The organism is Pseudoalteromonas sp. SG41-2, assembly GCF_014164535.1.
Taxonomy (GTDB): domain Bacteria; phylum Pseudomonadota; class Gammaproteobacteria; order Enterobacterales; family Alteromonadaceae; genus Pseudoalteromonas; species Pseudoalteromonas rhizosphaerae.
The window spans coordinates 1-21,711 of record NZ_JACJFK010000042.1 but is presented as its reverse complement, the minus strand read 5'-3'; the positions used below and the strand labels follow the sequence as shown (position 1 = coordinate 21,711).

At 41.0% G+C, this 21,711-nt stretch carries 13 protein-coding genes; 1 reads left to right on the top strand and 12 read right to left on the bottom strand.

Going from position 1 to position 21,711, the window contains the following annotated elements:
* Positions 1–283: 283 nt before the first annotated feature.
* The 8 genes from H5186_RS21210 to H5186_RS21175 form a co-directional block, all read right to left on the bottom strand.
* Positions 284–2,356, bottom strand: coding sequence for a M13 family metallopeptidase (locus tag H5186_RS21210; RefSeq protein ID WP_182719610.1), 2,073 nt, complete (start codon positions 2,354–2,356; stop codon positions 284–286).
* Between the two features lie 860 nt (positions 2,357–3,216).
* The gene (locus H5186_RS21205; RefSeq protein ID WP_182762695.1) at positions 3,217–4,587 is read right to left on the bottom strand and encodes a Gfo/Idh/MocA family protein; all 1,371 of its coding nucleotides are present in this window, start codon (positions 4,585–4,587) and stop codon (positions 3,217–3,219) included.
* Positions 4,588–5,029: 442 nt separating this feature from the next.
* The gene (locus tag H5186_RS21200; RefSeq protein ID WP_182719613.1) at positions 5,030–6,103 is read right to left on the bottom strand and encodes a phosphotransferase enzyme family protein; all 1,074 of its coding nucleotides are present in this window, start codon (positions 6,101–6,103) and stop codon (positions 5,030–5,032) included.
* Between the two features lie 49 nt (positions 6,104–6,152).
* Positions 6,153–7,028: an NTP transferase domain-containing protein gene (locus H5186_RS21195; protein ID WP_182719611.1), complete on the bottom strand. Its 876-nt coding sequence runs from the start codon at positions 7,026–7,028 to the stop codon at positions 6,153–6,155.
* Between the two features lie 792 nt (positions 7,029–7,820).
* Positions 7,821–8,276 carry an REP-associated tyrosine transposase gene (locus H5186_RS21190; protein WP_182719661.1) on the bottom strand — a complete coding sequence of 152 codons (456 nt, stop codon included), beginning with the start codon at positions 8,274–8,276 and terminating at the stop codon, positions 7,821–7,823.
* A gap of 652 nt (positions 8,277–8,928) precedes the next feature.
* Complete coding sequence (gene mutT / locus H5186_RS21185; protein WP_182794918.1) at positions 8,929–9,324, bottom strand: 8-oxo-dGTP diphosphatase MutT; 396 nt, start codon at positions 9,322–9,324, stop codon at positions 8,929–8,931.
* Between the two features lie 538 nt (positions 9,325–9,862).
* Entirely contained in the window at positions 9,863–12,571 is a 2,709-nt protein-coding gene (gene secA, locus H5186_RS21180; protein ID WP_182719662.1) for a preprotein translocase subunit SecA, read from the bottom strand.
* A 475-nt stretch (positions 12,572–13,046) separates the two neighbouring features.
* Positions 13,047–13,526, bottom strand: coding sequence for a DUF721 domain-containing protein (locus tag H5186_RS21175; protein ID WP_182794917.1), 480 nt, complete (start codon positions 13,524–13,526; stop codon positions 13,047–13,049).
* A 936-nt stretch (positions 13,527–14,462) separates the two neighbouring features.
* Here H5186_RS21175 and H5186_RS21170 point away from each other — a divergent pair.
* Complete coding sequence (locus H5186_RS21170; RefSeq protein WP_182794916.1) at positions 14,463–15,851, top strand: MBL fold metallo-hydrolase RNA specificity domain-containing protein; 1,389 nt, start codon at positions 14,463–14,465, stop codon at positions 15,849–15,851.
* Between the two features lie 88 nt (positions 15,852–15,939).
* On the opposite strand, the gene H5186_RS21165 is transcribed toward H5186_RS21170, so the two are convergent.
* The 4 genes from H5186_RS21165 to H5186_RS21150 all read right to left on the bottom strand — a co-directional run bounded on the left by H5186_RS21165 (position 15,940) and on the right by H5186_RS21150 (position 21,567).
* Entirely contained in the window at positions 15,940–16,284 is a 345-nt protein-coding gene (locus H5186_RS21165) for a four helix bundle protein (RefSeq protein ID WP_182794915.1), read from the bottom strand.
* Between the two features lie 178 nt (positions 16,285–16,462).
* Positions 16,463–17,374 carry a UTP--glucose-1-phosphate uridylyltransferase GalU gene (gene galU / locus H5186_RS21160; protein ID WP_182794914.1) on the bottom strand — a complete coding sequence of 304 codons (912 nt, stop codon included), beginning with the start codon at positions 17,372–17,374 and terminating at the stop codon, positions 16,463–16,465.
* Positions 17,375–18,150: 776 nt separating this feature from the next.
* Entirely contained in the window at positions 18,151–19,317 is a 1,167-nt protein-coding gene (locus H5186_RS21155; protein ID WP_182794913.1) for a nucleotide sugar dehydrogenase, read from the bottom strand.
* A gap of 294 nt (positions 19,318–19,611) precedes the next feature.
* Complete coding sequence (locus H5186_RS21150; RefSeq protein ID WP_182794912.1) at positions 19,612–21,567, bottom strand: nucleoside-diphosphate sugar epimerase/dehydratase; 1,956 nt, start codon at positions 21,565–21,567, stop codon at positions 19,612–19,614.
* Positions 21,568–21,711 lie beyond the last annotated feature (144 nt).

Here is a 21,711-nt window from a genome sequence, read left to right as displayed (position 1 = left end):
CAAGCGCCAGCAGGTAAACGATGCGGCTAGATTGAATAACCCTGGTCGTTGGTCAGGAAAATCACGCGATTGGTCAATAATTAAGGAAGTAAATTTAAATCCTGAGAAAAAAGAAGAAATGCGGGTGGCATAAAATTTAACTTGAGGCGACAACTAACTTGAAAAACTCCGCTTTAACCTTTAACCTTTAACCTTTAACCTTTAACCTTTAACCTTTTACTCCCCCTCAAAACAAAAACGGCGGCCTAAGCCACCGTTTAATCATCAAACTAATAAAAACTAATTACCAAATTTTTACGCGATCAGCTGGTTTAATATACATTTTGTCGCCTTCTTTAACGTCAAATGCTTGATAAAACTCAGGCATATTCGACAAGATACCGATCACGCGGTAATGGCTTGGTGAATGCGGATCTGTCATTAGGCGGTTACGTAGCTCTTCGTCACGGTATTTACGACGCCAAATTTGCGACCAACCCATAAAGAAGCGCTGATCACCGGTATAACCATCAATGACTGGCGCTTTATCGCCACCTAGCGATAGCTGATAAGCAGTGAAAGCAACCGTTAGGCCACCTAAATCGCCAATATTCTCACCTAAGGTCAATTGACCATTAACACTGGCATCTGCAAATGGTTGATACTCGTTATACTGTGCAACTAACTGACCAGTGCGCTCTTCAAACTGTTTAAGGTCTGACTCGCTCCACCAATCACGTAAATTACCATCACCATCATACTTAGCACCTTGGTCATCAAAACCATGCCCTAACTCGTGACCAATTACCGCACCAATTGCACCGTAGTTAACCGCATCATCAGCTTCTAAGTTAAAAAATGGTGGTTGTAAAATTGCCGCAGGAAATACAATTTCGTTATTCACCGGGTTATAGTAAGCATTTACTGTTTGTGGTGTCATATGCCATTCAGAACGATCCACTGGCTTACCTAGCTTGTCAATCATATCGGCATAAGCCCATTCACTATGGCGAATATAGTTACCAACTAAATCATCCGCATTAATGCTTAACTGTGAATAGTCTTTCCAGTTATCTGGGTAGCCAATTTTTGGGGTAAATTTGTCGAGCTTTTCTTTCGCAGCAAGCTTGGTTTCAGGGCTCATCCACTCAAGATTTTCAATCGCAACGCCATAGCCTTTGATCACGTTATCAACTAACTCTTCCATGCGCGCTTTTGCTTCTGGCGGGAAATTGTCTTTAACGTACACTTTTCCTAAAATTTCACCTAACACTTCATTTGATGCATCAACGGCTTGTTTCCAAAGCGGAGTTTGCTCTTTTACGCCGCGTAATGTGGTGCTGTAAAAGTTAAAGTTTAAATCAACCAGATCTTTATCTAATATACCTGCGTAGTTACTTACTAAATGAAATTTAAGGTATTGTTGCCACGTTTCAAGGTCTGTTGCTTTATAAATATCGGCAAACTTTTCAAAGTAGCTAGGCTGACTGACGATAATATCTTGTACATTTACACCAGACGCTTTGAAGTATTCAGCAAGGTCAAACTCACCAGTTAGCTTACTTGCATCACTTACGCTCATTTTGTTATAAGACTTTGTAGCATCACGACTTTCAACACGCGTCCACTGTGCATCAGCAATACTGGTTTCAAGTGCAATAATTGCTTTAGCAGCTTCATCGGCTTTTTCTACACCTGCGCGTTTTAGAACGTCAGCAATGTAAACTTGGTACGCGGCACGAATTTTAGTGAACTTTTCGTCATCTTTTAAATAATAATCACGATCCGGTAAGCCAAGGCCTGATTGATACGCATATAATGCATTTTCACTCGAGTTCTTAGCGTCATTATTTACATACCAACCAAATGGCACCGCGCCACCTTGAATACGTATTTGCGCCATAAGTGTAACTAAATCAGACTTATTTTTAACACCATCAATAGCAGTTAACGGACCATTTAGCGGTGTTATACCTAATTCATCACGCTTGGCTTCATTCATGTAACTCTTAAAGAACGCACCTAGCTTATATTCATCAGTTCCGGCTTTAGCAGCTGTATTAGCAGCCGCTTGTTCAAGCACTGTTTTCATTGCGGCTTGAGAGTCGTCATACAATTGTGAGAATGAACCGTAATTTGATTTATCGCCAGGGATCTCAGTCGTCGCCAACCATTGACCATTAATGTGATAATAAAAATCATCCTGTGCACGGACCGACTTATCTATATTTGCTAATTCAATACCTGAATTTAACTGCTCTACTGGTGCGCTAACCACCGTGGCCTCAGGCGCTTTTGTTGATTCTTGTTTTTCGCCACAACCGACTAATCCCAAAGCAAGTGCAATACTTGCCGCAGTTAGAGTTACTTTTTTCATGACTATCTCATTTGTTAGTTATCGTTTAAATATTCACCACTCAAATAAAGTACTTCGATAGAATATTCGCTATTTCCATATTAAACTTGTTCAGTGCAACAATAAACCGATGAACCAAAACAAGCGCTTTTAATATGTAACAAAGTTTGTAAGCGAGGGTTTATCACTCGCAATTTTAAGTTCACCACCGAGCAATGAAAGATATAGGTTAAAGGCAGAGACTAGCTCCATCTAACATCTAAATACAAAAGCGCGGCATAAAACCACACCTACAAGCAATTAATTAGACATCAAAGTAAATTTAACACCGAGACAAACTTTAACACCCGTAGGCGTTAAGCTTGCTGACGCAAAAACACTACATTTTAAAACGCGGTGGCAAGCCACTCGCCTACAAGTGAGTAATAAAACACCGAGATAAACGTTAACACCCGTAGGCGTTAAGCTTGCTGACGCACAAACTCCACACCACATTTTGAAACGCGGTGGCAAGCCACTCGCCTACAAGTAATAAATTACACATCAAAGTAAACTTTAACACCGTAGGCGTTAAGCTTGCTGACGCAACAACACCACATCACATTTTGAAACGCGGTGGCAAGCCACTCGCCTACAGGTAATTAATTAAACATCAAAGTAAATTTAACACCAAGATAAACCTTAACACCGTAGGCGTTGAGCTTGCTGACGCACCAACACCGAGCCACATTTAAAATGCGGTGGCAAGCCACTCGCCTACAAATAAGTAATAAACATCAAAGTAAATTTAACACCGAGATAAACTTTAACACCCGTAGGCGTTATGCTTGCTGACGCAAAAACACAATATGCGCGAGTTTGCCTCGCGCAGCTCTTAGCATTTAACCAACTATTCCTAGCGGTTTGGCACTTTGCCATGCACCACGGGTAAAATCAGGAATATCAATTGACGCACTACGATTACTAACTGACTGTGCCGACAGCGGCGATATAACAGACCAAGCAGCGCCGTCGTAAACATCTTGATCAAGCGCCTCACCATTACGTAAACAATAAATCATCCGCCAGAACATTAAGAAGTCCATGCCGCCATGGCCGCCGTTACGCTCTGCCTCTTCGCCCATTTTGGTCCACAGTGGGTGGTCGTATTTTTTATACCAATCAGCCATTTCATAATCCCACTCATGGAAGCTCTTCGAACCACCATCTTCCAGCGCAATACGATTTGGAAAACCAGCAAACACACCGTTAGTGCCTTGAATTAAATTATGGCGCGAGTATGGACGTGGCGTGGTGGTATCATGTTGAACCATAATACTGCGCCCTTTTACTGTTTTGATAAGCGTGGTATTCATATCGCCAGCAATATAATTAAGCTGATTACGTTGATGATCGGCTGGAAATTCTTTCTTTGCATAGGCGCTACGGCCCAGTGCCGGTGAACTCATCGAGGTTAAAAAATCAAACCGATCGCCGCGATTAATATTCATATATTGTGACACAGGGCCTAAACCGTGCGTTGGATACAAATTACCGTTTCGTTTTGCATGCCAAGCGGTACGCCAAGAACCAGTTTTATGCTCCACTTCTTTCATTTGCCAACGTAATTCATGAATATACGCCGCCTCACCATGTAGCAGCTCACCAAACACGCCTTGGCGAACCATATTCAATACCATTAACTCATCACGACCATAGTTGACATTTTCCATCATCATACAGTTCTTTTGCGTGCGCTCAGCGGTATCAACTAGTTGCCACATTTCTTCAACCGTCAATGCTAATGGCACTTCAACAAAAGCATGCTTGCCACTATTCATGGTATCGATTGCCATCGGTGCATGCCACGACCATGGCGTAGAAATAATCACAATATCAATATCATCGCGATTAAGCATTGCTTGATAGGCATTATCGGCGCCAGTATAAAGTGCAGGCTTAGCCAACCCTTTGTCAGTGAGGTAGTTAGCTGAACGCTGTAAGACTTCGTCATGGGTATCACATATTGCTTTAATTTCTGTACCAGCAATATGACTCATACGCTTTACGTGGCCAAAACCACGCTGCCCTAAGCCTATAAACCCAACCCGTACTACATCCATTTTTGGCGCGACAAGGCCAATTACAGAGCGCCCTTGCGCTGGGGGAGTAATAACGCCACTTTGAGTACCCGTGGCACATCCTGAAATCACACTAGCCGCTGCCGTAGCACTCGCGGCTTTTAAAAAATCTCGACGATTAAACTGCTTCATTATTATTATCCTAGAACTAATCTAGTTTTAACTTACCTAAAACAGCTTGGGAGGTAAAGCAGATGGGGATGGATAGCATAGGAAAAGAAGGAGTTAGAATTAACCTTAACTCTTGGTATTTAACCAATCTCAATCGACGATGTAGGAAATGGCTTTAGCCATGAATTTTATAAACCGCGCGGCGTAAAGCCGCGCCTACGACAACCCAAGCACCAATGCCACCCCGTAGGCAGGAGTTTACCTCGCGCAATTTTAAACGCGCCTCTTAACCTATTTGTGAATGAATCTTTTAAATCTTTCGTTCGCGGCTAAAGCCGGCTCCTACGAAAACTATTTTTGTACAAAGAGAAGTGAATGAGTGTTAGTGAGTGTTAGTGAGTGTTAGTGAGAAGATATTTCACTTCCCCCTAAAACCTACAACCTAGCCCTTTAACTGAAAAAATCACACATCTCTTAAAATAGCTTTAAGCGTGGTTTTTTTTGCGAGAATATCACGATATAAAGCGAACTGATTTTGCGCACGTTCTAAGTTATGGTTAGCATGCTTGATTGAAAAATAATGATCACCGTCAATGTAATCAGTTAAAAAACGTAGGCCAATCATAAAGGTCATTACTTTAGTGCCTAACCAAAAGCTTTGTTTTTCTTGTTCGGTAATCAAGTCTTTCAAAGGCTCTACATAACCTTTGACTACCGCTGCAAAAATCTCTTCACGCACACATACATTAGCTAAATCCGTTGAATCTTCTTGTTCAGGAGAGCAAAAAGTACGCACCATATCACCAAAATCATATAACCAATAACCAGGCATACAGGTGTCTAAATCAATCACCGCTTTGGCATCATTTGATATATTACAAAACAGCATATTATTAATTTTAGTATCATTATGACATGGTCGAACCGGTACAATGCCCGTCAATGCTTTAAGCTCATCAATTAAGCCAAATTGCGCGAAACAAAAATCAACGTCAGCTTGGCAGCTGGCTAAGCGCTGCTGTGGATCTTTTGCAACCACAGCTTTGAGCTTTTCAGCGCGCATCGCTAAATTATGAAAATCAGGAATAACATGATGTAGTTGCTTGGCATCAAAATCTTCTAAAGCAACAGCAAATTGACCAAATGCATTGGCTGCAGTTTGCGCTTGTGAAGTATTTAAAACTACATCTTCACTATAACTGCCGCCAATAAATTCGAGTGCGCGCCAAACACCGTTATCACAATCAACTAAATAGTTATTTTCAACTGTAGGAACATGGCGGATGATTGCTAAATCATACTCGCCTAATTGACGTTTTTTAGTTAAATGACGTTCAATTAAACGAGCATTTTTAACTAACATATCTGGTTCAGGAAAAACCTCGGTATTTAGTTTTTGAACAACTAATGATTTTTTTGGTGCAGTTAATAGCATAGTGCTATTTATGTGACCACTACCAATTGGCTTCATGCTGATTTTTTCACTACCAAGACCAAAACTCTCAGACAAGTAAACCGCAATGGAATTTGACTTCATACTTACTTCACTATTGTTGTGCCCGGGAAAAGGCAAGATCGGGGCTAGTTCATCCGTGACGTAATTCATATAATTTACCTGTAACATCCTGTAATTCTGATTTATAAGTCACTCCATACCACGACTCTTTTGCGCTATATATGGTAACTATTTGTTGATTAGATGTGATCGCTTGTTGAACTTGATCGGGTAAATAATACTCCATTTTGACACCGTTGTCATACTTTTGCAGAAACTCGTCAAAGCCTGCTTCTAGGCGGTCAAAAAATGTTGGCGTAATTGCCCAAAAACTCATTGATGCCAACGCATCCACGGCAATTTTCTCACGGAGCCCCTGCGGATTGTCACCCATTATTTGACCGTTCTCGTGCTGAATATTTAAATACTCAACAACATCAATTAATTGGTTATTTTTAACTTGGCATACGCCTCTATTCACCCCTCCTTGCTCTGACAAAGTATCAATAATAGGGTAACCCACCATAGCCCAACTAGTCAGGTTTTTAAAATGATCTGCGAGTAATAAAAATGACGACGCGCCATAATAATCATCGGCTGTGATGACGATCGCGGGGTTATGAACATGATCTTTAGCGCATAATAAAGCATGCCCGGTGCCCCAAGGCTTACTTCGCTGTTGTGCAAGTAATTGGAATTGTTCTGGCACTAAATCAATGCGTTGTTCAACCAACACAACATCAATCCCCATTGGTAAGCGCGGTAAAATCACTTGCTCAATCTCGCTGCGCACAGCCTGATTGATCACTAATACAACCTGAGTTACTCCTGCGGCAACAGCATCAGCAATACTCAACTCCATAATGGTACAACCCAACCCAGCAATCTCAGCGATTTGTTTATTGCCACCAAAACGAGAGCCCAAGCCACCCGCGAGGACGACTAAACTTAGATGATGTTTTTTCATTTTTAATCAGCTTTAACGTTTAATAAAGCTGAGTTTACCAGTTTCAACCGCCAGATCTAGCTATAGGAGCTAGGTTTTAGGGGATAGGTTCTAGCCTAGCACCTAGTCACTTCCCTAGTAGGCGTTAAGCTTGCTGACGCAAAAACACCACATCATATTTTGAAACGCGGTGGCAAGCCACTCGCCTACAAGTAATTAATTAAACACCAGAGTAAAATTTAACACCGTAGGCGTTGAGCTTGCTGACGCAAAATACCACACCAAATTTTGAATATCGCGATGGCAAGCCACTCGCCTACAAGTAATTAATTAGACATCAAAGTAAATTTAACACCGTAGGCGTTGAGCTTGCTGACGCAAAAACACCGAGACAATATTAAATATCGCGGTGGCAAGCCACTCGCCTACAAGTAATTAATTAGACACCAAAGTAAATTAAACATCAGAGTAAAATTTAACACCCGTAGGCGTTGAGCTTGCTGACGCAAAAACACCACGCCACATTTTGAAACGCGGTGGCAAGCCACTCGCCTACAAGTAATTAATTAAACACCAGAGTAAAATTTAACACCGTAGGCGTTGAGCTTGCTGACGCACAAATACCACACCAAATTTTGAATATCGCGGTGGCAAGCCACTCGCCTACAAGTAATTAATTAAACATCAAAGTGAATTTAACACCGAGATAAACTTTAACACCGTAGGCGTTGAGCTTGCTGACGCACAAATACCACACCAAATTTTGAATATCGCGATGGCATATTACGAAAGAGTAGATTAGATGTACTGGGATTAGTTTAAATATACACAATTCCAAAATGGATAATCACCCACACTTTTAACTAAGCCAGCCCTGAGCGGGTTTGCAACTATATATCTAGCTTGGTTAAGTAAATCTTCATCAGATCTAAGCTTGTGATCATAAAAGTTAGCTTGCCAAATTTTTCCGCTAGAAAGTAAATAACGGTTCAATTTAATCGTAGTAATACTTTTAAATTGACCAATAACTTTGGATAAATCATCAGTATCTCTAAGCTGAAATAGCCAATGCAAGTGATCAGGCATTAATGAAAAACAAATTGTCTTAAGGTTTCCCGAATGCGAAAAAAAATGTAACTCCCTCATAATTAAACAGCTACTATCAAAATCACAAAAAAGCTGCATTCTATTTTCAGTACAAATTGTAACTGAGTAATAATGATTAATTATCGAGCATCGCCCTTTAGTCCGCTTACTTGTATCAACCATTACTTTCCCTCAATTAACTACAAGTAAATATAGCAATTAATCGAGATCCCTCCAGTAGAGATTGAGCTTTATTAATAAACAAACACGGAATTTTAAAACGCGGTGGCAAGCAATTAATTAAACACCAGAATACAATTTAACACCGTAGGCGTTAAGCTTGCTGACGCACAAACACTACATTTAAAACGCGGTGGCAAGCCACTCGCCTACAAGTAATTAATTAGACACCAGAGTAAAATTTAACACCCGTAGGCGTTAAGCTTGCTGACGCAAAACACCACAACACATTTTAAAACGCGGTGGCAAGCCACTCGCCTACAAGTAATTAATTAAACACCAGAGTAAACTTTAACACCCGTAGGCGTTAAGCTTGCTGACGCAAAACACCACAACACATTTTAAAACGCGGTGGCAAGCCACTTGTCTACAAGTAATTATAGACACCAGAGTAAAATTTAACACCCGTAGGCGTTAAGCTTGCTGACGCACAAACACCGAAACAATATTGAATATCGCGGTGGCAAGCCACTCGCCTACAGGTAATTAATAAACACCAGAGTAAACTTTAACACCCGTAGGCGTTGAGCTTGCTGACGCACCAACACCACGCCACATTTTAAAACGCGCTGGCAAGCCACTCGCCAACTTAAATTTAAACATCCACTTTTATTTTTTCGATAATCTCTACGTTGGCGGCAGGAAAATTGTAATCCTCTAACTTATCAATCGCGACCCATGCACTTTGCTGACCTTCTGCGCCATGGGCTTGGCCGCTAAAATCAGTGACTAAATGCACGTCGAGTTTTACACATTTATCGCCATAATCATGCTCAATAACCATCAGCTCGCTTGAACTATTAATTGTTAAACCTACTTCTTCTTGAAGTTCGCGCTTTAGTGCTTCGAATACGCTTTCGCCAGCTTCTACTTTGCCGCCCGGAAACTCCCACAAACCACCTTGATGTTTATCGTCAGGGCGCTTACAGATAAATAGTGTGTTATCTGCTTTGATAACCCCCACCGCTACATGCACAATTTTTTTATTCATCGTAATACCTTTATTAAAACCGCGCGGCATAAAGCCGCGTACAAGCAATTAATTAAACACCAGAGTAAAATGCAACACCCGTAGGCGTTGAGCTTGCTGAGGCACAAACACCGAGCCACATTTAAAACGCGGTGGCAAGCCACTCGCCTACAAGTGATTAAACACCAGAGTAAACTTTAACACCGTAGGCGTTAAGCTTGCTGACGCACAAACTCCGATACAATATTGAATATCACGGTGGCAAGCCACTCGCCTACAAGTGATTTAACACCGAGATAAACTTTAACACCGTAGGCGTTAAGCTTGCTGACGCACAAACACCGAAACAATATTGAATATCGCGGTGGCAAGCCACTCGCCTACAAGTGATTAAACACCAGAATACAATTTAACACCGTAGGCATTAAGCTTGCTGACGCACAAACTCCGATACAATATTGAATATCACGGTGGCAAGCCACTCGCCTATGATATTTAATCTTACAAACAAAAAAAGCGACGCAGGCGTCGCTTTTTAATTGTTAATTATAACATTTGGTTATTTTAACTTACCACAACACTGTTTGAACTTTTGACCCGAGCCACACGGGCAAGGTTCGTTGCGGCCAACTTTTGGCTCTGCGCGTGATGTTACGACTGCACCTTGAGGTGCTTCGCCGCCTACGTGCTCAACTTCTTCATGTTGATATTCGCGAGGAGCATTTTCACTTTGACGGTGTTGCTCTTCAATTTTTTCAACATCTTCTTCAGCACGTACTTGTACTTTACTTAAAATACTTACTACATCAATTTTCAGGTTCTCGAGCATTTCAGAGAACAATTCAAACGACTCACGCTTGTACTCTTGCTTAGGATTCTTTTGCGCGTAGCCACGTAAATGAATACCTTGGCGAAGGTGATCCATCGCAGCAAGGTGATCTTTCCAATGTTGATCCAAGCTTTGTAGCATAATTGCTTTTTCAAATTGACGAAGTACAGAATCGCCAACTTGTTGCTCTTTCTGTTTGTAAGCTTGCTCAACTGACTCTTCAATACGCTCACGTAACTTTTCTTCGTAAAGTTTGTTATCGTCAGCTAACCATTGTGTAATCGGTAACTCAATTAAGAAGTCTTGTTTTAAGCGCTCTTCAAGGCCCGGAATATCCCACATTTCAGCTAGACTTTGCGGTGCAATATATTGGTCAATAGTGTTACCCAATACGTCGCCACGAATAACCGTGATCGTCTCTGAAATATCGCCTTCTTCAAGCAGCTCATTACGTTGTGAGTAAACAACACGACGTTGGTCATTTGCTACATCATCGTATTCAAGCAATTGTTTACGCACATCAAAGTTACGTGCTTCAACTTTACGTTGCGCGTTTTCAATGGCACGGTTAACCCATGGATGCTCAATCGCTTCGCCACGTTGCATACCTAGTTTACGCATCATATTAGTCATACGTTCACCAGCGAAGATACGCATTAATGCGTCATCCATCGATAGGTAAAAACGGCTTGAACCGGCATCGCCTTGACGACCCGAACGACCACGTAACTGGTTATCGATACGGCGTGATTCGTGACGCTCAGTACCAATGATATGTAAACCACCAGCAGCAATTACTGCATCATGGCGAATTTGCCACGCTTCTTTAATCGCTTTGATTTGCTCATCAGTTGGGTTTTCAAGTTTTTCAACTTCGCTATTCCAGTTACCGCCTAACACGATATCAGTACCACGACCGGCCATGTTAGTTGCGATTGTTACTGTGCCTGGTAAACCAGCATCGGCAACGATGTCTGCTTCTTGGGCATGGAATTTAGCATTAAGTACGTTGTGCTTGATTTTTTCTTTACGTAAAAATTGCGATAAATATTCAGAGCTTTCGATTGAAATCGTACCCACCAATACTGGCTGGCCGCGCTCTTGGCAATCTTTAATATCGATTAGAATGGCTTCGTATTTTTCTTCTTGCGTTAAGTAAACTAAATCAGCGCGATCTTCACGGATCATCGGCTTATTAGTTGGCATAACAACAGTATCTAGACCATAGATTGACTGAAACTCAAATGCTTCAGTGTCGGCAGTACCGGTCATACCTGCAAGTGTATCGTAAATACGGAAGTAGTTTTGGAATGTAATTGACGCTAACGTTTGGTTTTCGTTTTGAATTTTTACATTTTCTTTTGCTTCAACAGCTTGATGTAAACCTTCAGACCAACGACGCCCTTCCATTGTACGGCCAGTGTGCTCATCAACAATGATTACTTCGTTTTCTTTTACAACGTAATCAATGTCTTTTTGATACAACTTATGAGCACGTAATGCCGCATAAATATGGCTAAGCAGGGTAATACTCGCAGCAGAATAAAGCGAGTCGCCCTCAGCTATCAAACCACGTTCAATCAGTAATTCTTCAACTTTAATTTGACCACGTTCAGTTAAATGAACTTGCTTGGCTTTTTCATCAATAGTGAAATCACCATCGCCTTCAATACCTTCTTCGTCTTCTTTCTCTTGTAACTCAAGAAGCGGAACTATGGTATTGATTTCAGCATACAGCTGCGAACTGTCTTCAGCGGGGCCGGAAATAATCAGTGGAGTACGGGCTTCATCAATTAAGATCGAGTCAACTTCATCGACTACCGCATAGTAAAGTGGACGTTGTACGCGTTCGTTAATGCTAAACGCCATATTGTCACGCAGGTAATCAAAACCAAATTCGTTATTAGTACCGTAGGTAATATCAGCGGCGTAGGCTTCTTTTTTCTGTTGCGGCATCATACCCGGTACGTTACAGCCAACAGTTAAACCTAAAAATTCAAATAATGGGCGGTTAGTTTCAGCATCGCGCTTGGCAAGGTAGTCATTCACAGTAATTACGTGAACACCTTTACCTGTAATACCACGTAAGTATGCTGGTAAACTTGCGGTAAGGGTTTTACCCTCACCAGTACGCATTTCTGCGATGCGGCCTTGGTGTAAAACCATACCACCGAGCAACTGCACGTCAAAGTGACGCATACCATTTACACGTTTTGATGCTTCACGTACCACAGCAAATGCTTCTGGTAGAATGTCATCAAGACCTTGTCCGTTATCGTAACGCTCTCTAAACTCTGCTGTTTTGGCTTTTAAATCTTCGTCTGAAAGCGCTTCAAGTTGCGTTTCAAGCGCGTTGATCAGCGCGACCGTCTTTCTTAAATTTTTAATAGTGCGGTCATTGCGACTACCAAAAATCTTGGTAAATAAATTAGATATCATGATAAAACCGTTACAATGTGTTCTTTGCTAGCCGAGTATCAGCTAACCCATTTTTATAATTACTAATTAATAGATTACTCACACGAGCACATATTAATTAGCAATTTCGAGAAACGTTGTGAAATACAGCGTTCAATACGTGCGCTACTATACCAGACTCTGCGAAACATCAAACCATCGCGTAGTTAAGATATCAGTTTTCTGCAAGAAAATTTAAAATAAGCCGTAAATATAACTTTAATTAAGGCATAAAATTATATTAACTATGGAGATATGGAGGTAGATAAAAGAAAATCAAGGGGAGAAGACAAAGTGGTAAGCTGATTTAAAAATATGGAATCCATTGTAAAATTTATATCCATTAGTAAGTCGTATTTTTAAAATAAATTTCACTTCACAGAAAGGTCTTATAAATTTTTGAGAATCTTAAAATTTATAAATATTCAACAATAATAAGCAATGAATTTTACGGCTTTCACTTCCTACCATGCCTCGCTAGTCGCTCTAGCTTTTCTTTTAGTGACGGTGGTGCACTTTGTGCAATCGCATTAAGATAGTCAGCGGTTTGTTCACTCATCGCTAATTTATTCGCGGGAGTGGCGTTAGCTGTTTTTAACGCATTATTTGGACTTAATCGTTGGCTCGCTTGTGGGTTAGCGGTAATTTTGATTTGTCCAAGTTCTGCCATACCGGCACTACGAAAGTGTGACAGCATATCCATTTTTAAGTAGTTTAAACGCAGTGCTATAGGTGCAGATACCGCCTCAATCATCAGCGTACCATCGCGATAATTACTAACGCGACATTTTCCACCTAAATTAGCGCCCAAAAATTCACTTAACAAAGTTTGTTGTTTATCTAATGCTTGGCTTTTACCTGCATACGACGACAATCGACCACTCAGGCCAGCCATAATATCGTTTAAAGGTTTTGGCGCGAACCTATCTTTAGCCATGCAAAACACCAAAAGTTACATTGAAGAGACTGAGTTTAATTGAATGCAAAGGTTAAAGCTACCTCGAGAAATGAAAGATACGGGGTTAAAGGTTAAAGGTTAAAGGTTAAAGGTTAAAGGCAGAGATTAGCTACACCTGAAATCTAATGACTGATGGTTCAATACAACCGCGCGGCATAAAGCCGCGCCTACGTTTTAAAATATAGGAACCAGATCTTAAAGCGCAGGTCCTAGTCACTTCCCTAGTACCCTTGTCTTCCTAGCACCTTTAACCTGTTCGCGGTGGCAAGCCACTCGCCTACAAGTGATTTAACACCGAGATAAACCTTAACACCGTAGGCGTTGAGCTTGCTGACGCATAAATACCGAAACAATATTGAATATCGCGGTGGCAAGCCACTCGCCTACAAGTGATCAATTAAACATCAAAATAAACTTTAACACCGTAGGCGTTGAGCTTGCTGACGCAAAAACACCGAAACAATATTGAGTATCGCGGTGGCAAGCCACTCGCCTACAAGTAATTAATTAAACATCAAAGTAGATTTAACACCGTAGGCGTTAAGCTTGCTGACGCACAAACATCGAGCCACATTTTAAAACGCGGTGGCAAGCCACTCGCCTACAAGTAATTAATTTAACACCGAGATAAACTTTAACACCGTAGGCGTTGAGCTTGCTGACGCACAAACACCGAGTCACATTTAAAACGCGGTGGCAAGCCACTCGCCTACATAGGCATATACACAAAAGGTTAATGCCAGGCAAATTGTACAAAACGTAAGAAATGGCTTTAACCATGAATTTTATAATCCCCACGGCATAAAGCCTCCAAGTACCTCTAACCTCAAACCTTCTCTCTTCCACCTTTTAATTTGACATTTTTTATCCTAACCTTGTTTCTAATTTGTATAATTTAATCAACAAGGATCAACCATGAAAATTACCCATCATGGAGCGGTGAATGGGGTTACGGGTTCATGCCATCAGTTAGATTATGATCAACATTCATCGGTGTTGATTGACTGTGGGCTTTTTCAGGGGGAAGACGCAGGGCCAAGTTTAGCTATCGACTTTGATATCTCTACTGTCACAGCGCTGATTGTTACGCATTGTCATATTGACCACGTTGGCCGCATACCTTACTTATTTGCCGCTGGTTTTACTGGCCCTATTTTTACTTCGAAGGCATCGGCAAATCTATTACCATTAGTAATTGAAGATGCACTTAAAGTAGGGGTAACGCGAGATCAAAAAATTATTAACGCCTGTTTAAGCTTACTTGCCAAGCGTATTGTCGCTATCGAATTTAATAGCTGGTTTGACTTACCAACCACCAGCAACAAGCCCACCGCGAAAGCTCGCTTACAGCGTGCTGGGCATATTTTAGGCTCTGCCTATGTTGAAATAGATATAGGGAAAAAACCGAATACCCATCGCGTGGTATTTTCTGGTGACCTAGGAGCGCCGCATACTCCGCTACTGCCTTCCCCAAAAGCGCCTTACAAAGCCGATACTTTAGTGATCGAATCAACCTATGGTGATAAAAACCATCAAGGCCGAAAAGAACGCACGCAAACACTGAAAAAGGTGATTGAAAAAGCCGTTGCCGACAATGGCATTGTACTTGTGCCAGCGTTTAGCATTGGCCGTACGCAAGAGTTACTGTACGAACTGGAGCAAATAATTCACAACGCAGCTAAAAATTCACCATGGCAAAATATAGAGGTTATTGTTGACTCCCCGATGGCAGCTAACTTCACCACAGAGTATCGAAAATTTAAAACCCTCTGGGACGATGAAGCAAAAAAACGCTTAGCCAAAGGTCGCCATCCATTAAACTTTGCGCAGTTGCATACTATCGACAGCCACCAGGAGCATATTGCCGTAATTAATTACCTAAGCAAACGCAAACAACCCGCAATTATTCTTGCCGCTAGTGGCATGTGCACCGGCGGGCGAATTGTGAATTACCTAGAGCGATTTTTACCTGATGAAACTACCGATGTGATTTTTGTTGGCTACCAAGGCCGTGGCACGCTCGGCCGAGATATTCAAACCTATGGACCAAGTAATGGTTATGTGCATATTAATGACCATAAAATCACCATTAACGCAGCAGTACACACAATCAGCGGCTACAGCGCGCATGCAGATCAAGCGGGGTTAATAAGATTTGTAACCGGCATGCGCAAAAAACCTAGCTTGATAAAAATAGTCCATGGTGATGATGATGCAAAACAGGCATTAGCCCAAGAGTATCGAGAGGTACTAGGAGAAGGAGTTAAAATTGAAATTGGGGAATCGTTGACGAGCTTCGAGTAGCGGGCTACGAGCAGCCCGGTGTTAAATTTAGTCTAATTCCTAGTCTTTAACCTTTTCATTATTCTGTGTAGCACAGGTTGTGAGATTCTCATGAGCTTTTGATTACATAGATCAATTTCCCAAGCATTCTCCCAATTACTTCGCACTCATTTAATGCGAACTCTGTTTGCTCGTGATTGATATAACCAAGCTCAAAAGCAATCATAAGCTGCGTTTTTAATTCTCCTACAGAGCCTTTTGCCACAGAAAGAAAATACGCTCTTTCTTTATCGGAATAGCGCTCATAACCTTCCGCTATATTACTCGGAACAGAAACAGCACAGCGACACATTTGATCTTTAAGCCCAAAATCTCGTAAATCATTGAAAACTTGATATACAAATAAACTTAATGAAAAAGATTTCTTCCATACATCTAAATTTTCATATTTCATCACCCCTCCTGGGTTGCTACTCCCTTTCGAAAACGACTAAATAACAATGGAACTATAATTTAACTGCAGGACGTAATATATCACCTCGCAGAACAACCCAGAACCTAATTACTATAATCAGCGGCTACGATGATACGTAGCCCGCAACTCGAAGCTCGAAACCTCAGACATCTAAATTTTACACTGCCTTTAAATGACTTGGTTTTTTAGGGTTAACTAACTCTGCAACAAAGTTTGTAAAGTCAGCGCCTAGGTTTTCATCACGCATGCTGTATTCAACAATCGCTTTTAAATAACCTAATTTGTCACCACAGTCATGAGCCCGGCCGCTCATATGAAATGCTTCAACCGTTTCAATTTTCATAAGCATATCAATAGCGTCGGTTAGTTGTATTTCACCACCTGCGCCAACCGGAGTTTTATCAAGTAATTGCCAAATAGTTTTTGACAGTACATAACGACCAACTACAGCAAGGTTTGATGGCGCGTCACCAACACTTGGTTTTTCAACCATTGTTTTGATTTTCGCACTTTCACCCGCAGTAATTACAGCGCCATTTATATCAGCTATACCGTATTTACATACATCTTGCTCAGGTACGGGTTCAAGCATAATTTGGCTAGCTGATGTTGCTTCAAAGCGTGCAATCATTGCCGCTAAGTTTTCTGTTTTTTGATCTGCAGTATAAGCATCAAGGATTACATCAGGCAGTAAAACTACAAAGTCATCATCGCCTATTACAGGTTTAGCACATAATACTGCATGGCCTAAACCTTTAGCTTCACCTTGGCGCACATGTAAAATAGTTACATCAGGCGGACAAATAGAGCGCACTTCATCAAGTAGCTTACGCTTAACTCGGTTTTCAAGTGTTGCCTCAAGCTCAAAGCTAGTATCAAAATGGTTTTCAATCGCATTTTTAGAGCTATGAGTAACAAGCACAATTTCTTTAATACCCGCTGCAACGCACTCATTCACTATGTATTGAATAAGTGGCTTATCAACCAGTGGGAGCATTTCTTTTGGGATTGCTTTAGTCATTGGTAACATACGTGTACCAAGTCCAGCAACTGGGATAACAGCTTTCATAGTTAGTCCTTTATTTAATATTTAATTTAACTTAATCTAACAACACAAAGCTTTATCGGAAGTGAATGTATTCGGGCTTCGAACAACGAGTTCCTAGCACCTTTAACCTGTTCGCGGTGGCAAGCCACTCGCCTACAAGTAATTAATTAAACACCAGAATACAATTTAACACCGTAGGCGTTAAGATTGCTGACGCACCAACACCGAGCCACATTTAAAACGCGGTGGCAAGCCACTCGCCTACAAGTAATTAATTAAACACCAGAATACAATTTAACACCGTAGGCGTTAAGCTTGCTGACGCAAAAACAACACACCAAATTTTGAATATCGCGGTGGCTAGCCACTCGCCTACAAGTAATTAATTAAACATTAAGGTAAACTTTAACACCCGTAGGCGTTAAGCTTGCTGACGCGTGTTTATTAACATCTTTATCTTCTCGCCTAAGGTAAAATGTAAAAACGTAGGAAATGGCTTTAGGCCTGTTCGCGGTGGCAAGCCACTCGCCTACAAGTAATTAATTAAACACCAGAGTAAAATTTAACACCGTAGGCGTTAAGCTTGCTGGCGCGTGTTTATTAACATCTTTATCTTCTCGCCTAAGGTAAAATGTAAAAACGTAGGAAATGGCTTTAGACATGAATTTTATAAACCGCGCGGCATTAAGCCGCGCCTACGCTTTAAAACATAGTAGCTAGGTTTTAGGCTCTAGGTCCTAGTCACTTCCCTAGCACCTTTAACCTTTAACCTTTAATCTTTAATCTTTAACTATTACTTAATCACTACCAAATAAATCTCGCGTATAAACTTTATCTGCAATATCACTCAGCTCTTTAACCATACGGTTGGAAACAACAACATCAGCAATTTCTTTAAACTCATTTAAATCTTTAATCACACGTGAATTGAAAAATGCTTCATCTTTTAAAGCTGGCTCATATACGACAACTTCAATCCCCTTAGCTTTAATGCGCTTCATGATGCCTTGAATAGCAGATGCTCTAAAGTTATCTGAGCCGGCCTTCATAACTAAGCGGTATACACCGACAACTTTAGGATTGCGTTTAATGATTGAGTTAGCAATAAAATCCTTACGAGTTTTATTAGCATCAACAATTGCCCTAATCATATTATTCGGCACTACTTGGTAGTTAGCTAAAAGCTGCTTGGTATCTTTTGGTAAACAATAACCGCCATAACCAAATGAAGGATTATTATAATGGTTACCAATACGAGGGTCTAAGCTTACACCTTGTATAATTTGCTTCGCATTTAAGCCATGGCTCTCAGCGTAGCTATCGAGCTCATTAAAGTACGCTACACGCATTGCAAGATAGGTATTTGAGAATAACTTGATTGCTTCGGCTTCTGTAGAGTCAGTAAACAGAACCTCAATATCTTGCTTTATTGCACCTTGAGCCAATAAATTAGCAAAAATATTAGCCCGCTCACTTTGCTCACCGACAATAATGCGAGATGGATACAAATTGTCGTGCAATGCTTTACCTTCACGTAAAAATTCTGGCGAAAATATTACATTATCAGTGCCAAGCTTTTCTTTAATCGATCGAGTAAAGCCCACAGGCACAGTTGACTTAATTACCATAGTCGCCGTTGGGTTAATTCTTATTACATCTTTAATAACCGACTCAACACTATTGGTATTAAAATAGTTTGTTTCAGGATCATAATCGGTAGGAGTAGCAATAATTACAAACTCAGCGCCAACCAGAGCAGACTCTTTATTTGTGGTCGCGGTAAAATTTAATTGCTTGTTTTGTAAAAAATCACTTATTTCAACGTCAACAATTGGCGATTGCTGGTCTTTTAAAAGCGCGACTTTTTTTTCGTCTATATCAACAGCAACTACTTTATTGTGTTGCGCAAGTAACATAGCATTAGACAGGCCAACATAACCCGTGCCAAAAACAGTAACTTTCATTTCACCGTCCTTAAACTTCTGATTTGAGCGTCCTAACCCTAGTACAGGCGCATAGCCTAATATCTAGAGACTTTCATCCAATTCATTAATTTACATCACAATATATGATTAAAACAGTTTAAAACCTAAAGTCTTTAATCTCTTCTCTGTGAACTCCGTGCTCTCAGTGGTGAATAAATCATTTAAACCATTTTTACCACCGATTACAGCAAGGCGCTTCGAGCTACACCGAGAAGGCAAAGTTAAGCCTAGCACCTAGTCTTTTACCTAGCCCCTAGTACCTTTAACCTTCCCCTACCCCTTCAAATTAACCACATTCGCTTGAGGAGTACTTTCGAGCTGTTTGCCTTTTTTAGCATTCCATACCAAATCACAGATACCATCCGTTGGGTTAAATCCCGTTGGGGCGTCGAGTAACAATTGGCGGATCATTTCGTGATCAAAGTTATGACAGGCAATGTCAAATGCTTCTAAAAAGACTTTTAATTCAGGTAGCGGCAACATAGCTTCATTTGCCGTCATAATTCGCTCATGTGGCGTTTCGCCAACGTTATCACCGATTAATAACTCTTCGTAAAGCTTTTCACCTGGGCGCAGGCCGGTGCATAAAATTTCGATGTCACCATGGGGGTTGGTTTTGTCTTTCACTTCAAGGCCTGAAAGGCGGATCATCTTACTGGCTAAATCTTTAATTTTTACCGAATCCCCCATATCAAGTACAAATACATCACCGCCTTTGCCCATAGAGCCGGCCTGGATTACCAATTGCGCAGCTTCAGGTATGGTCATAAAGAAACGGGTGATATCCTGGTGGGTGAGGGTAATTGGGCCACCTTCTTTAATTTGCCTGCGAAATAACGGTACCACAGAGCCAGACGAGCCAAGCACATTACCAAAACGAACCATGCAAAAACGCGTACGATGTTCTTTACCTTTGGTTTGCGCTAAACCTTGTAATACCAGTTCAGCCATCCGTTTGGTTGCCCCCATTACATTCGTTGGGCGCACCGCTTTATCGGTCGAAATTAATACAAAAGTTTCAACCTTTGCGTTAACGGCCGCTTTGGCTGCGTAGTAAGTACCAAATACGTTATTACGTACACCTTCAACCACATTATGTTCAACCAAGGGTACATGCTTATAGGCCGCAGCGTGATAAACTGTTTGTACACCAAATGCCATCATTACGGTTTCAATACGGTTAATACGTTGCACAGAGCCCATTATTGGGATTAGTTCTAAATCAATATGATTATTAGCTATGTACTCATTTAGTTCTTTTTCAATAGAATACAAACCAAACTCAGAGATTTCAAATAACACCAGTTTTTTAGGTTGCTGCCTAACTATTTGCCTGCACAGCTCAGAGCCAATAGAACCACCAGCTCCAGTAACCATTACTATTTTGCCAGCAATGTTGGCAGCCATAAGTTCGGGTTTTGGGGTAACTGGGTCACGGCCTAATAGATCTTCAATTTCAACTTCTCTAAATTCAGAAAGCTGTGCTTTACCCTCTACTACATCAGCCATACCAGGGATAGATAACACTTTAATTGTTAATGGCTCTAGCTGCGCAAGTACTTCTTTGCGCCTTGCTCGGCTTGCGCTAGGTAACGCTAAAAGCACTTTAGTAGCCTTGCCCTTATTAATCAGTTCATAAATATCTTTAAAGCTAATTACCGGAATACCTTGAATGATAGACCCTTGTTTGCTTTGATCATCATCAATAAAAGCACGAACGTAATATTCTGGCCCGGCACCGAGTGCAGTTGCAAGCTGCCTTCCCGCTGAGCCTGCACCATAAATAATAACCGATTCTTTATTAACAGTTGCCATTTTGCCGATCATCGCGCGCACTACAATGCGCGACCCACCAACAGTAAGTAAACATAGCCAAGCAAAAATAAATGGCATAGTACGCGGAATAGTAATACCCACGAAAAACGACAACAAGACTAAACAAGCCGTAGTTATAATAGTGCCCAGCACAATAGCCCATAACGCCTGTGCGTTCATGTACCTTAATACAGCGCGGTATAAACCAAGATTGATAAATGCGATTAAACCGGTAGGAATTAACATTGCTAACAGCAGCCAATTACCCACCTCACTAAAAGGTGCAAGGCTGTCTAAACGCACTATAAGCGCAAGCCAAAATGCTGCAGCAATAAAAAGTGAATCAATAAATAAGGTGATCGCACGCTTTTTAGCGCGAGAAGCATTCAAAATAGACCGGATGAAACTATCCACAACAAGTTCCCTTTTCTTGTACTCTGTTGATTCGAAAAATAAAGAGCAAAACAGTAGCTCTTTAATTGTTAAAATTTCATTAATTATAGCTTATAAAAAGCATAGGAGCTATCAGCTATCAGCTATCAGCTATCAGCTATCAGC